This window comes from Hyphomicrobium sp. D-2, from assembly GCF_029872155.1.
Lineage (GTDB): Bacteria > Pseudomonadota > Alphaproteobacteria > Rhizobiales > Hyphomicrobiaceae > Hyphomicrobium_A.
Window position 1 is genome coordinate 703,096 of sequence record NZ_JARXLA010000002.1, and the last position, 13,388, is coordinate 716,483.

12 protein-coding genes and 3 pseudogenes are annotated in these 13,388 nt (G+C 62.6%); 5 read left to right on the forward strand and 10 right to left on the reverse strand.

Translation table 11 applies throughout. The features are described 5' to 3' along the window. Positions 1–40: 40 nt before the first annotated feature. The 10 genes and pseudogenes from QEZ49_RS05105 to eno form a co-directional block, all read right to left on the reverse strand. A complete protein-coding gene (locus tag QEZ49_RS05105; RefSeq protein ID WP_280384784.1) occupies positions 41–313 on the reverse strand; it encodes a GlsB/YeaQ/YmgE family stress response membrane protein in 273 nt (90 codons plus the stop codon). A 150-nt stretch (positions 314–463) separates the two neighbouring features. Then, positions 464–721 (reverse strand): GlsB/YeaQ/YmgE family stress response membrane protein, encoded by a 258-nt coding sequence (locus QEZ49_RS05110; protein WP_280384786.1) that lies wholly within the window; start codon positions 719–721, stop codon positions 464–466. A gap of 51 nt (positions 722–772) precedes the next feature. Next, positions 773–2,299, reverse strand: coding sequence for a dihydrolipoyl dehydrogenase (gene lpdA / locus QEZ49_RS05115; protein WP_280384788.1), 1,527 nt, complete (start codon positions 2,297–2,299; stop codon positions 773–775). Positions 2,300–2,425: 126 nt separating this feature from the next. Continuing rightward, positions 2,426–2,608, reverse strand: coding sequence for a hypothetical protein (locus QEZ49_RS05120; RefSeq protein WP_280384790.1), 183 nt, complete (start codon positions 2,606–2,608; stop codon positions 2,426–2,428). A gap of 272 nt (positions 2,609–2,880) precedes the next feature. Next, positions 2,881–3,396 (reverse strand): hypothetical protein, encoded by a 516-nt coding sequence (locus QEZ49_RS05125; RefSeq protein ID WP_280384792.1) that lies wholly within the window; start codon positions 3,394–3,396, stop codon positions 2,881–2,883. Positions 3,397–3,711: 315 nt separating this feature from the next. Further along, positions 3,712–4,687 (reverse strand): annotated as a pseudogene (locus QEZ49_RS05130) (2-oxo acid dehydrogenase subunit E2); the annotation flags it as partial. 85 nt (positions 4,688–4,772) lie between these two features. Further along, a pseudogene (locus QEZ49_RS05135) lies at positions 4,773–6,194 on the reverse strand (pyruvate dehydrogenase complex E1 component subunit beta); the annotation flags it as partial. Between the two features lie 57 nt (positions 6,195–6,251). After that, positions 6,252–7,188 (reverse strand): annotated as a pseudogene (gene pdhA, locus QEZ49_RS05140) (pyruvate dehydrogenase (acetyl-transferring) E1 component subunit alpha); the annotation flags it as partial. A gap of 300 nt (positions 7,189–7,488) precedes the next feature. Next, positions 7,489–7,809, reverse strand: a complete 321-nt coding sequence (locus QEZ49_RS05145) for a septum formation initiator family protein (RefSeq protein ID WP_348534792.1) — start codon at positions 7,807–7,809, stop codon at positions 7,489–7,491. A 260-nt stretch (positions 7,810–8,069) separates the two neighbouring features. After that, complete coding sequence (gene eno, locus QEZ49_RS05150) at positions 8,070–9,359, reverse strand: phosphopyruvate hydratase (protein WP_280384794.1); 1,290 nt, start codon at positions 9,357–9,359, stop codon at positions 8,070–8,072. A gap of 235 nt (positions 9,360–9,594) precedes the next feature. Here eno and QEZ49_RS05155 point away from each other — a divergent pair, with 235 nt between their 5' ends. The 5 genes from QEZ49_RS05155 to QEZ49_RS05175 all read left to right on the forward strand — a co-directional run bounded on the left by QEZ49_RS05155 (position 9,595) and on the right by QEZ49_RS05175 (position 13,360). Continuing rightward, on the forward strand, positions 9,595–9,867 hold the full coding sequence (locus tag QEZ49_RS05155; RefSeq protein WP_348534793.1) for a GFA family protein: 273 nt from the start codon (positions 9,595–9,597) through the stop codon (positions 9,865–9,867). A gap of 22 nt (positions 9,868–9,889) precedes the next feature. Next, positions 9,890–10,594 carry a 7-cyano-7-deazaguanine synthase QueC gene (queC, locus tag QEZ49_RS05160; protein WP_280384796.1) on the forward strand — a complete coding sequence of 235 codons (705 nt, stop codon included), beginning with the start codon at positions 9,890–9,892 and terminating at the stop codon, positions 10,592–10,594. Between the two features lie 97 nt (positions 10,595–10,691). Beyond that, positions 10,692–11,456 (forward strand): carbonic anhydrase family protein, encoded by a 765-nt coding sequence (locus QEZ49_RS05165; RefSeq protein WP_280384798.1) that lies wholly within the window; start codon positions 10,692–10,694, stop codon positions 11,454–11,456. A gap of 240 nt (positions 11,457–11,696) precedes the next feature. Next, positions 11,697–12,218: a DNA starvation/stationary phase protection protein gene (locus QEZ49_RS05170; RefSeq protein ID WP_068463182.1), complete on the forward strand. Its 522-nt coding sequence runs from the start codon at positions 11,697–11,699 to the stop codon at positions 12,216–12,218. 110 nt (positions 12,219–12,328) lie between these two features. Beyond that, positions 12,329–13,360: an aldo/keto reductase gene (locus tag QEZ49_RS05175; RefSeq protein WP_280384799.1), complete on the forward strand. Its 1,032-nt coding sequence runs from the start codon at positions 12,329–12,331 to the stop codon at positions 13,358–13,360. Positions 13,361–13,388 lie beyond the last annotated feature (28 nt).

Here is a 13,388-nt window from a genome sequence, read left to right on the forward strand (position 1 = left end):
AGATTGGCACGGCGGCGATGCAAACCAACCCCGCGATGCCTCAGCGGCCGATGATACGGGCCAGAACGATGATGAGAAGAGCGCCGATAGTCGATATGGCGATGAGATGCAGCCACGGGCTGTCGGTGAAATAGGGCAGGTTGAGCCATCCGGCCTGCACCAGTGCGCCGCCCACGAACGAGCCCAGGATGCCGACGAATATATCGCGGATGATGCCCCCGCGGCCGCCGAGCAGCAGCGATGCGAGGAAGCCGGCGACAAAGCCGTTCAGCACCATCATGATCCACGGTGCATAGGCTGCGTATTGATCCATCACCTGTTCCCTCGCCCGTGCGTTGGGCAGTTGCTGATGCCGAAGCACCCAGAGCAGTCTAGAGCACGACCGTCCGAAGCGATCGTGGGCCTTTTGGTGGTGCCGATGATTCATCGCCTCGGACTTGGTAAGGTCCGAAGCGATTATGGTCTAGGCAATAAGCCGCGCCAGCAGCACCACGATGACGGCACCGGCTGTTGCTGTCACGACCTCGGACAGAAAGCGATTGTCGATGCCGAGATTGATTTTCAACGCGTCGAACAGATAGCCGCCAACAAACGCGCCGACGATGCCGGTGATGAGATAGCGCAGGATGCCGCCACCGCCACCCAGCAGAATGGAGGCGAGAAAGCCGGCAATGATGCCGACGATGGCAAAGACGATCAGCGCACGTGTGTCGGCGTTCATGTGTTTCTCCCTATTCCGGTTCGGCAGCGCGGGCAGTTGCGGACGGTGCCTCTACTTTTCCGGTGCTGGTCGGCCCGATGCAGGCCGCGATGGCGGCAGATGCAGCGCATGGCCATAGGCGTCCAGCACGCTCTCGCCCATCATCTCCGAAAGGGTTGGATGCGGGAAGACGGTGCGCATCAGATCCTCCTCGGTGGCTTCAAGCTGCATGGCAATGACGAAACCCTGGATGAGTTCCGTCACTTCATCGCCAACCATGTGCGCGCCGATGAGCTCGCCGGTTTCAGCATCGAAGATGGTTTTGACCAGACCCTCGCGGGCGCCCATAGCCAGCGCCTTACCGTTGGCGCGGAACGGAAAGCGGCCGATCTTCAGCTTGCGGCCTGATGCTTGCGCTTTGGCCTCCGTCATCCCGACGGACGCAATCTGCGGATGGCTGTAGGTGCAGCCGGGAATGCGCGTGCGGTCAAGCGGTTCGACCTTCAGCCCCGCAATCGCCTCGACGCAGATGACGCCTTCGTGCTCGGCCTTGTGGGCCAGCATCGGCGCGCCCGCGACATCGCCGATGGCATAGATGCCTTCGACATCGGTGCGGCTCAACGCGTCGGCGACGATGTGGCCGCGCTCCAGCTTCACGCCCAGCGCTTCAAGGCCCAGCCCTTCGACATTGCCGACAACGCCAACAGCGGAGATGAGGCGGTCGGCGGTGATGTCCTCACGCTTGCCGTCGCCGTGTTCGATGGTGGCGGTGATCGCGTCCTTGCCCTTGGCAACGGCTGCAACCTTGGCACCGGTGATGATGCGGATGCCTGCCTTCTCGAACGCCTTGCGGGCGAGCGCGGCGATCTCGGCATCCTCAGCGGGCAGGATCTGATCCAGCACCTCGACGACCGTCACCTCGCACCCCAGCGCGCGATAGAATGATGCGAACTCGATGCCGATAGCACCCGATCCGGCGATCAGCAGCGAGCGCGGCACCTCGCGCGGCAGCATGGCCTCGAAGTAGCTCCAGATGCGGTCGCCGTCCGGCTCCAGCCCCGGCAGCGCGCGCGGTCGGGCGCCGGCAGCAATGATGATGTGGCGAGCGCCGTAGGTGCCAGCGCCAAGCACGTCCTTGGGCGGCGACGTTTCCGGGCGTCCGGTAGCGCTGGGCGGCGATACTTCTATGCGGCCATCGCCCAAAAGCCTGGCGCTGCCCCAGATAACATCGACGCCGTTCTTCTTCAGCAGAAAGCCGACGCCGGTGTTCAACTCGCGCGAGACCTGACGCGACCGCTCAACCATGGCGGCGATGTCGATGCGCGGCTTGGCATCGATGACGATGCCGAAAGCCTCAGCCTCACGCAGGTCATGCAGGATGCCGGCGGAGCGCAGCAGCGCCTTGGTGGGAATGCAGCCCCAGTTGAGGCAGATGCCGCCCAGGTGCGCCCGCTCTATGACGGCAGTGCGAAGGCCAAGCTGAGCGGCGCGGATGGCGGCCACGTAACCGCCGGGACCCGCCCCGATGACGATGACGTCATAAGATGCGCCATCGCCCGCTGCCTTATGCTCAGTGCTGCTCTGGCTGCTGCTGACCATGGGGCGGGCGCCTTTCGCTATGTCGTCGAGCTACGGTACCGCAGTGTATTGCCACGGTCCGTTGCTGAAAACATTACGCCGCCGTGGGCAGGCCATGTGCGCGAGCCAAACCGGCCGCGCGTGTCATCAGACGTGACAGCGCGCGCCGAGGTATTTGTTGAGCAGACGGTTGTAGAGATCCGCCTTGTCTTTCTGGGCGCCGGACAGCTTCTGTCCCGAGCTCTGACGCTCCACGAGGGCAGGCACGCCCTCCTTATCCAGCCGATTGAGATCGGCCCGGACAGACTGGCAGGTATCGCCACCGCTCAATTGCTGGGGCCCTGGGTCTCCACCGGTTCCGGTATTACCCGCACAACCGGCCAGAACAACAAAGAGAATGCCTGCAGAGGCTCTCTTACAGGACCGCGCGCGCCGACCGTTACCTGACACCATGCCCTCCATCCCACGGTTGGGAAGCTTCGGCGTTTTCACCACAGGCCAAACCCGCGTGCAAGCCCCCAGATCACCGTCAGCATAAACAACCGTTGCGCCGTCTGCCATGCGACAGGACCGGCGCCCGGAAGTTAATCAGATGCAAATCATTACGGCGTCGAAGCGGTGGTGCTTTCACCCGGAACCTGTGTCCCGGTAGCCGCAGCGGTGCGCGCTGGCGATGCATCCGCCGATGCGCTCTTGTCGGCCTGAGCATCCGACTTCTGCGTCGGCAGCGGAGGCGTTGCAGCGGCCTTTGTCGTGGCAGCCGCATCGGCCTTGGGCTCGATCTCCGCGACGTTGCGCGGCGGATAGCTGGAGCACTTGGCCTGGAATTCGGTATTGGCCTTGTTGAGTTCGTCGGCCTTGGCCAGGTCGCCGGACTTCAATTTGTATTTCTTGGCCGCCGCCTTGGAGACCTTCTCGGAGATGCCTTCGCTGTTCAGCGCCTCGATCTGGGAGGTCAGCGTAAGACAGAGGGCTTCTTTCGAGCGCGCCTCGGCCTGCTTGGTCTCATTGGCGGGGTTGATTGATCCGGTTGTGAAGCCGGAACCTAGGCTGCCGTCAGCGCAGCCAGATAGAAGACAGGCGAGCGCCGTCGCGACTAGGGCAGTTGAGCGCGCCATCATTTTGGGTTCACTCCAAAGGCTAGAGCCATCACCAAGGTACGCCCACACTGGTTTTTCGCTTCTAGTCCTCGCCTCGTACAGCGGCAAGCAACTGCCTTATTCTTATCCCGAATGACCGTTCACGGAATGGTCTTAGCTGGGGAAAGTCGCCAATGCGTGCTCTGGCGGCCACAGGTTGTAGCGCCCGCGATGGTGCCATAGGCGATTTGTGACACGCGATTTGGCCGACTCACTCCAGACGAGCTTGGTCAGACTGGGCGTAGATCCCGTCTCCTTGTCGGAATGACGTGCAGCTGTTTTTTGGCGTGTGCTTCACACCAGCATGCGCACCGGGTCTTCCACGAAGGCCTTGAACGCCTGCAGCAGCTCCGCCCCGATAGCGCCATCGACGGCGCGGTGGTCGCACGACAGCGTCACATCCATGACCGTCGCCACCTCAACCGAATCACCCGCGACGACCGGACGGCGGTCGGCAGCGCCCACCGCCAGGATGGTGGCGTGGGGCGGGTTGATGACGGCGTCGAAGTTCTTGATGCCATACATGCCGAGGTTTGAGATCGACGTGGTGCCGCCTTGATATTCATGCGGCGCCAGCCGGCGCTTGCGCGCCCGCTCCGCCAGGTCGCGCATCTCGTTGGATATCTCGGACAGCGACTTCATCTCGGCATGGCGGATGACGGGCGTGAACAGACCGCCCTCGATGGCGACGGCCACGCCGATGTCAGAATACTTGTGGCGCAGCATGCCCTCATCCGTCCACGTGACGTTGGCATCGGGCACATGCTGAAGCGCGAGCGCCAGCGCCTTGATGAGGAAGTCGTTCACCGACAGCTTATAGGCGCGCGGTCCCTCCGGCGGCGAGGACGCATTCATGCGCTCGCGGGCGCGCATCAGTTCGTCGATGCGGCAATCGATGGAAAGATAAAAATGCGGGATGGTGCGCTTGGCGAGCGTCAGCCGTTCGGCAATCACGCGCCGCATCTTGTCGTGCGGCTGGACCTCGTAGCTGCCCTTGTCATAAAGCGCGAGCACGCTTTCATCGGGCATGCCCGATGGCGATGACGGCTGCGGTTTCAGCGCTGCCGATTGCGCCGACGGCGTCATTGCGCGGCTGGCAGTTGTATCCGACACCGGCTGTGCGGCCTGCGACTGCGATGCGGATGACGGCGCACCGCCTGCAAGCGCCTTCTCGATGTCGCGCTTGATGATGCGGCCATGCGGCCCTGAACCGGCGATGCGCATCAGGCGACAACGCGGCATCCTTCGCCAGCCTGCGCGCGAGCGGAGAAACTCTGCGGCGCGGCGCACCGCTATCGTTCGTTGTCGTGTTCGCAGCAGCGCCCATTGGCTTCTTCCTGCATGCGCCCTGCGCGCGTTAAAGATAGAGCACTGATTGACTGGGCGGCGACCACCTGCTCCGCCGTCGGCAGCGCAAGCTTTTCGCTGTTGGCGGCATACGGCATCGGCACATCGGCGCCGGACACCTTCGCCGGCGGCGCGTCGAGATCGTCGAACGCCTGCATCGCAACCTGCGCGCAGATTTCCGATCCGATCGAGCACACCGGCCGCGCTTCCTCGACCGTGACGATGCGATTGGTTTTGCGCACTGACGCCAGCACCGCTTCAAGATCGAGCGGGCGCAGCGTGCGCAGGTCGATGACCTCGACCTCGATGCCGTCCTTGGCCAGAAGGTCGGCGGCGGCGAGCGCGTAAGTCATGCCGCGCGCGAACGAGACGACGGTTGCATCCTTGCCCGCGCGGGCGATGCGCGCCTTGCCGATGGGCAGCACGAAGTCGTCGCCCTTCGGCACGTCGCCGTGGGTGCCGTAGAGCATTTCGTTTTCAGGGAACACGATCGGGTTGGGATCGCGGATGGCAGCTTTCAGCAGTCCCTTCGCGTCGGCTGGCGTTGATGGCGCAATGACCTTGAGGCCGGGCACATGCGCGTACCATGCCGAAAAGCACTGGCTGTGCTGGGCCGCAACCCGCGCCGCCGCGCCATTGGGGCCGCGGAACACAATCGGTGAGCGCACCGTGCCACCCGACATGTAGTGCGTCTTGGCGGCTGAATTGATGATGTGGTCGATCGCCTGCATGGCGAAGTTCCACGTCATGAATTCGACGATAGGTTTGAGGCCGGTGAAGGCCGCGCCGACGCCCACGCCGGTGAAGCCATATTCAGTGATCGGCGTATCGATCACCCGGCGTTCGCCAAACTCTTCCAGCAGGCCCTGACTGATCTTGTAGGCGCCCTGATACTGGCCGACTTCCTCGCCCATCAGAAACACGTCCGGGTCGCGGCGCATTTCCTCGGCCATGGCATCGCGGAGCGCTTCGCGCATCGTCTGCGAAACCATTTCAGTGCCGGGCGCAATTTCGGGCGTCCCTTGCGGCTCCGGCGCATGGGTTGCAGAGGCTGCGTCGCGCGCAGGCGCTGCATCCTGCTGCGGCGCCTCCGTCGATGCGGATTTCTCTGGCTTTGACTGTTGTGTTTCCCGCGGCGGCTGCACGGGCGCTGTAGCTACGGGCTGAGCGCTGTCCGTCGCTGCTTCGTCCTCGCCTTCGATCAGGGCGATCGGTGTATTGACCTTCACGCCTTCGGTGCCAGCGGGCACAAGGATCTTCGCCAGCCGACCGTCGTCGATCGCCTCCACTTCCATCGTGGCCTTGTCGGTCTCGATCTCCGCGATCACATCGCCGGACTTAACGCTCGCGCCCTCGCTCACCAGCCACTTGGCCAGCGTGCCCTCCTCCATGGTGGGCGACAGGGCAGGCATCAGAACTTCAATCGGCATAGTGCGAGGCCCTGGGATCTGACGAAATCTGAAAAGCGGAACGGAGTTGTCATGCGCTCAGATGAGCACTTCGGTGGTCAACTCTGATGCATCGGGTTCTGGATCGGACAGCGCGAATTCAGCCGCGGCGTTCACCTCATCGCGCACCTTCCGGTCAATCGCCTTCAGATCATCCTCGCTAACGCCATCGGCAAGCAGGCGTGCACGGATCATCTCGATGGGATCGTGGGTTTCCCGCATGTGCTGCACTTCCTCACGCGTGCGGTACTTGGCCGGATCTGACATCGAGTGGCCGCGATAACGGTAGGTCATCATCTCAAGGATGGTCGGCCCGTTACCCTCCACGCGCGAACTGGATGGCGCGTGCTCCGGCCTCGCGCACCTGCTCGACATCCATGCCATCAACATGCACGCCGGGAATGGCGAACGACAGGCCGCGCTGGGAAAGATTGGTGGTTGATGACGCGCGCTCAATCGAGGTGCCCATCGCGTACTTGTTGTTCTCGACGATGAACACGACCGGCAGCTTCCACAGCTCCGCCATGTTGAACGCTTCGTACACCTGGCCCTGATTGGCGGCGCCATCGCCAAAGTAGGCGACGCAGACGCGGTCGTTGCCGCGATACTTGTTGGCGAACGCAATGCCAGCGCCGAGCGGGGCGGTGGCGCCGACGATGCCATGGCCGCCATAAAAACCTTTGTCGGGCGCGAACATGTGCATCGATCCGCCCTTGCCCTGCGAGCAGCCGTTACGGCGCCCGGTAAGCTCGGCCATGACGGACTTCGGCTCCATGCCGGTTGCGATGGTGTGGCCGTGGTCGCGATACGCGGTGATGACCTGATCGCCCGGCTGCTGCGCCATCTGCATGCCGACAACAACGGCTTCCTGACCGATGTAGAGATGGCAGAAGCCGCCGATGTGCCCCATGCCGTAAAGCTGGCCGGCTTTTTCCTCAAAGCGGCGGATCAGTAGCATATGCCGATAGGCATCCAGACGTTCATCGCGCGTGAAAGCTGCGGCAACGCCGGTAGCGGCGGCTGGCTGGACAGCATCGCCGCCCTTCGCGGGCTTGGCGGATCGGGAGCGGGTGGCTTTTTCAGCGGCCATTTTGCAAGCAGCCCGTTGTTCAGCAGCCGGAGGCGGACCGGAATGGCCCCATATGTTTGTGTTCGGATTCGGAGCCTACTAGAGGCACAGCGCAAACGCCAGAAGTGGCGCACTGCACCACATCGACCCATGCAAAATTTGGATGATTGAATTGCATGCATCGCGCCGCATGCGATGCGGCAAGCGTCAGCGCTGCGTTACGACCTGATCGTCAGGACGCACGAAACCAAGCACCTCGCGGGCGATTTCTTCGACGAGATCGGAATCGGGTTTTTTAGCGCCCAGCAGAGCGACATCGCGCTCAAGGCGGGCTCGCACAGCTTCGAGGCTTTTGATCTCAAACTCCAACAAAGCTGATCGTTCCATCAGCCGAGATCGCGCCTCGAAGCCGTGCCTGCCATTGACCGCATGATGGGCGAAGTAGGCCGTTAAACCCAAGCAGAGAAGCAACACCGTCGCCTGCCGTGGCCTAGACCGTCGATCATGTTTTTTTGGCTGACGCAGCACTGGATTTTTTACGCTGCACTGAAATTGTGGACACCGCTGTTATGCCATGCGGTGCTTAATGGCTGGTAAAGCGCTGTGTCGATCGCGATGGCATTTGCTGATTTTTTCGTCGCCCGCACAACAGCGCGCGACAGTGCCGCGATGCATATCGCGTTTTTTGAGACGGCAAACGCTGAGCCATCCGTCGGACAATAAAAAACGCCGCCCCGGATATTCTCCGAAGCGGCGCTGTTGTTTGCGAAGTAGAACGCGTCGCCAGATCAGGCGCCGGTGTAACCGCGGATGACGCTCTTGCCCGCATACTTGGCCGTGTCGCCCAGCTCACCTTCGATGCGGATGAGCTGATTGTACTTCGCCAGACGATCCGAACGGCACAGCGAACCGGTCTTGATCTGACCAGCGTTGGTGGCGACGGCGAGGTCGGCAATGGTGGAATCTTCGGTCTCGCCCGAACGGTGCGAGATGACGGCGGTGTAGGCAGCGCGCTGCGCCATCGACACGGCGTCGAGGGTTTCCGAAAGCGAACCGATCTGGTTGACCTTCACCAGGATCGAGTTGGCGACGCCAGCCTTGATGCCCTGCTCCAGCCGCTCGGTGTTGGTGACGAACAGATCGTCGCCCACCAGCTGGCAGCGATCGCCGATGGCTTCGGTCAGTGCCTTCCAGCCGTCCCAGTCGTCCTCGGCCATGCCGTCTTCGATCGAGATGATCGGGAAGCGCGACACGAGACTTTCCAGATACTGCACCATGGCGCCGGCATCGAGCGTCTTGCCCTCGCCTTCCAGCACGTACTTGCCGTTCTTGTAGTATTCGGTCGAAGCGCAATCGAGCGCCAGCATCACATCCTCACCGGGGCGATAGCCGGCAGCCTCGATCGACTTCATGATGAAGCCCAGCGCGTCATCGGCCGACTTGAGGTTCGGTGCGAAACCGCCTTCATCGCCCACCGAGGTAGAGTGCCCAGCTTCCTGCAGCTTCTTCTTCAGGGTGTGGAACACTTCCGCGCCCACCCGCACAGCGTCGGCGATCGAATCCGCCGCCACCGGCATGATCATGAATTCCTGGATGTCGATCGGGTTGTTGGCATGCGCACCACCGTTGACGATGTTCATCATCGGCACCGGCAGTACATGGGCGCCAGCGCCACCCAGATAACGGTACAGCGACAGACCGCGAGCCAGCGAGGCGGCCCGGGCGGCGGCCAGTGACACGCCAAGGATTGCGTTGGCGCCGAGGCGGCTTTTGTTGCGGGTGCCGTCGAGATCGATCATCGCTGCGTCGATGCCGCGCTGATCCTCGGCATCCATGCCGGCGAGCGCGTCATAAATCTCGGAGTTGATGGCAGCGACCGCGTTCTCAACGCCCTTGCCCTGATAGCGGGCCGGATCGCCGTCACGCAGCTCAACCGCTTCGTGCGCGCCCGTCGATGCACCGGACGGCACAGCGGCACGGCCCAGCGAGCCGTCTTCCAGCACGACATCCACCTCGACCGTTGGATTGCCGCGGCTGTCGAGAATTTCACGGCCGATGATATCGATAATGGCGGTCATGGTCGTTACCTTATTAGTTGCAGGCCGCAGTCGGGCATGGTGAGGTTCCGGCGCCTTTTAGCCCCTCTTTGGTAGATGCGCAAAGACCCGTTGCTGCTGCTTTGTTAAAGGGCGGGCTGCGGCGGGTTAGCCCAGGGAGCCATCCACGCATGTCCGACACGAAAACCTACACAGGAAGCTGCCATTGCGGTCAGGTTGCCTATGAGGTTGAAGCCGACCTCAGCCGGGTAATCTCGTGCAACTGTTCTATTTGCCGCAAGCGGGGCTGCTGCTTACCTTTGTTCCGGAAGGAAATTTCCGCCTCGCGCAAGGCGCCGATGTCCTGACCGATTACACCTTCAACAAAGGCGTGGTGCACCATCTGTTTTGCAGCCGCTGTGGCGTCGGCGCATTTGGTCGCGGCACCCGGCCAGACGGCGTGACAACCGTTGCCATCAATGTGCGCTGCCTCGACGGCGTCGACCTCGATGGTCTCAACCTGCGCAAATTTGACGGCGCGAGCCTTTGATCCGCTGCAAGTTGAGGATCCCATGACCGACCGCGATAACGCCGCACTGGTGCTGTTCTCCGGCGGGCAGGATTCAGCCGTCTGCCTTGCATGGGCACTGGAGCGATACAGCCGCGTCGAAACGGTTGGCTTCAATTACGGACAGCGGCATGTGGCAGAGCTAGCCCAGCGCGAAACGCTGCGCCTTGCGATGGCCGCGTTGAAACCGGCATGGCGCGAACGGCTTGGCGATGACCACATGCTGGCCCTGCCGGAGCTGGGCCGCCTGAGCGACACCGCGCTGACACGGGAAGCGGAAATTGAGATTTCAGCGGCCGGGCTGCCGTCGACGTTCGTGCCGGGCCGCAACCTGATGTTTTTCACCTATGCCGCCGCCCTCGCCTATCGGCGCGGCATCCGCGCGCTGGTGGGCGGCATGTGCGAGACGGACTTCTCCGGCTATCCCGACTGCCGCAACGACACACTGCAGACTTTGGCCAAGGCGCTTGCGCTGGGCATGGATGCGCCGTTCGTGATCGAGACGCCGCTGATGTGGATCGACAAGGCTGAGACCTGGGCGCTTACCGACACCCTCGGTGGACAGCCGCTGATCGATCTGATCGTCGAGGAAAGCCACACCTGCTATCTCGGCGTGCGCACGCGACGCTATGAATGGGGATATGGCTGCAACCACTGCCCGGCTTGCGCCCTGCGCCGCAAGGGCTGGGAAGAATGGCGCAATCGTTAGAGCGCTTTCCGACGTCTAAAATCGCAAGCGTTAGGTTGTCGGTCCTTTAATCGAAACAGGCATAAGTGGATGGGATATCCTGGACAGGAATACACCCATGCTGCTCAGCTTCAATTTCCGGTCGGTTACACCGCTGGCCCTCGCCGCTTTCGCCGCTCTCACTCCCGTTGGCACGCTATCCGCAGACGATCACGCACACTGGTCCTATGAGGGCCATGGCGGGCCGACGCACTGGGGTGAACTGAGCCATGAGTTCGCCGCCTGCGCCAAGGGCGCGCAACAGTCGCCCATCGACATCAAGACCGCCGAGCCTTCCAGCGCCCACGCGCCGACTGTGAACTGGAAGCCGTTCGCGCCGGGCGTCGTCAACAACGGGCACACCATTCAGGCGAACGCCGCGGGCGATCAGACAACGACGCTTGGTGATGAGACGTTCAAGCTTGTGCAGATGCACTTTCACCATGACAGCGAGCACACGTTCGACGGCCATCACACCCCACTGGAGGCGCATTTCGTCAACCGCAGCGCGGATGGGAAACTGCTGGTGCTGGGGGTGATGATCAACGAAGGCGCAGCCAACAGCGAGATCGAAAAAGTCTGGCAGGTGATGCCGAAGGCTGAAGGCGAAGCGAACGCCCGAGAGGCGATTGATTTCGCCCGGATGATCCCCGCTGGCGGCAAGTTCTATCGCTATGCCGGGTCGCTGACGACCCCGCCATGCAGCGAGATCGTGGAATGGGTTGTGTATGCCGACCCGATCGAGGCATCGGCTGAGCAGATCAAGGCCTTTGCAGCACTCTATCCGCACAACAACCGGCCGGTGCAGGCGCTGGGCGATCGCACCGTCGTGCTCGGGCGGTAGAGTCTTTGTTTGGCACCGGCGACACCCCTGCGGGGCGCCGGCCGCCGGTGCTGAAAGCGCAGTCGCCGGGTGCAGGTGCAAAAGGTTTTTTAAAGTCTTCCAGAATGCGTCCAAGCGATTGCGCAAAGGCCGCATGTCAACACTCCGTTAGGCGGGTCGTAAGGCTGCCACGGTATTCCCATATGTGAAGCGCGTATTATTTCCCTCGCATCACGGCCAAGGAGATTTTCCATGGGTACGGTGACCAAGAAGACAGCTGAGCGCCGCAAGGCTCCGCTGCAGACTCCAAGCGTCTATAATTCGAATGCCATCCGCGATCTTTCGGGCGCGCTCAACGCCCTGCTCGCCGATTCGTTCGCGCTCTATCTCAAGACAAAGAATTTTCACTGGCATGTCAGCGGTCCGCACTTCCGCGACTATCACCTGCTGTTCGATGAGCACGCCGACCAGATCTTCGCGATGACCGACCCGATCGCCGAGCGCGTGCGCAAGATCGGCGGCACGACGCTGCGCTCCATCGGCCAAGTTTCGCGCCAGCAGCGCATCGAAGATAACGACGCAGAATTCGTAACGCCGGAAGACATGCTGGCCGAACTGCGCGAAGACAATAAGGACATGGTGGAGCGGCTGCGCGAAGTGCACGACCTGTGCGATGAGCACGGCGACGTTGCGACCGCGAGCCTGATCGAGAACTGGATCGACGAAACCGAACGCCGCGTCTGGTTCCTGTTTGAATCGACCCGCTCGGCGCACGCGCCATAACCGGTACGCGGGGAGCTTCTCGCGAACAATCGGCGGCGAACGCAAATCGCCGCCGATCATTCTCAAGCCCGCCGCGTTATCGCCCAGAGTCATCAGTTCAGGATACCGTCATGAGCATCAAAGCCCCCCTGCCAAGGCATCGGCTTGGCCGCACGGATATGTTCATCACGCCGGTTGGATTGGGCGCCTGGGCTATCGGTGGCGGCGACTGGGCCGTCGGCTGGGGCAAGCAGGATGACCGCCAGTCGGTTGAAGCCATTCGCCATGCTGTCGCCTGCGGCATCAACTGGATCGACACCGCCGCGATCTACGGCCTGGGTCATTCGGAAGAGATCGTGCGTGAGGCGCTGAGCAATATTCCGAAATCTTCGCGCCCTTATGTTTTCACCAAGTGCGGGCTGCGCTGGGACGAGGCTGACCGCATGGCGCCGCCGCAGCAGGTGGGCGACCCGGCCAGCATCCGCTTCGAGCTTGAAGCCTCGCTCCGCCGTCTGGGCGTCGAGCGGATCGACCTTTATCAGATGCATTGGCCGTCCAAGGACGGCACGCCGATCGAGGAATACTGGCAGACGCTGCTCGACCTGAAAAAGGAAGGCAAGGTGCGCGCCGTCGGTCTTTCGAACCATAATCTGGCACAACTGGAAGCCGCCGAGCGGCTGGGCCACGTCGATACGCTGCAGCCGCCGTTCCCGGCCATCCGCCGCGACTTTGCTGCCACCGAATTGCCGTGGTGCATCACGCACGACACCGGTGTGATCGTGTACAGCCCGATGCAGGCCGGCTTGCTGTCGGGCGCATTCACCGCCGAGCGAGCGGCGAAGCTCAACGCCGATGACTGGCGTTCGCGCAATGCCGAGTTCTCCGGCGACAAGCTGAAGGCTAATCTCGAACTGGCGGAAACCATGCGCAAGATCGGCGAAAAGCGCGGCGTCACGGCCGGAGCGGTGGCGATCGCGTGGACGCTGGCCTGGCCGGGCGTCACCGGAGCCATCGTCGGCGCGCGGGCGCCTGAGCAGGTGGATGGCTGGCTGGCGGCCGCGAACCTCATTCTGTCCGGCGCGGAACGGCAGCAGATCGCCGACACCATCGAGCGCACCGGCGCAGGCTCGGGCCCCGCCCTGCCCTATGATGCGGTGGCCTGATTTTCGGCCTTGATTTTTCGGCGTTGCG

What these genes read in the sequence shown, in the direction of transcription:
- QEZ49_RS05175 (WP_280384799.1), top strand. Translation starts at nt 12,329, where the DNA reads ATGAGCATCAAAGCCCCCCTGCCAAGGCATCGGCTTGGCCGCACGGAT.
- QEZ49_RS05165 (WP_280384798.1), top strand. Translation starts at nt 10,692, where the DNA reads ATGCTGCTCAGCTTCAATTTCCGGTCGGTTACACCGCTGGCCCTCGCC.
- lpdA (WP_280384788.1), bottom strand. Translation starts at nt 2,299, where the DNA reads ATGGTCAGCAGCAGCCAGAGCAGCACTGAGCATAAGGCAGCGGGCGAT.
- queC (WP_280384796.1), top strand. Translation starts at nt 9,890, where the DNA reads ATGACCGACCGCGATAACGCCGCACTGGTGCTGTTCTCCGGCGGGCAG.
- eno (WP_280384794.1), bottom strand. Translation starts at nt 9,359, where the DNA reads ATGACCGCCATTATCGATATCATCGGCCGTGAAATTCTCGACAGCCGC.
- QEZ49_RS05125 (WP_280384792.1), bottom strand. Translation starts at nt 3,396, where the DNA reads ATGGCGCGCTCAACTGCCCTAGTCGCGACGGCGCTCGCCTGTCTTCTA.
- QEZ49_RS05110 (WP_280384786.1), bottom strand. Translation starts at nt 721, where the DNA reads ATGAACGCCGACACACGTGCGCTGATCGTCTTTGCCATCGTCGGCATC.
- QEZ49_RS05105 (WP_280384784.1), bottom strand. Translation starts at nt 313, where the DNA reads ATGGATCAATACGCAGCCTATGCACCGTGGATCATGATGGTGCTGAAC.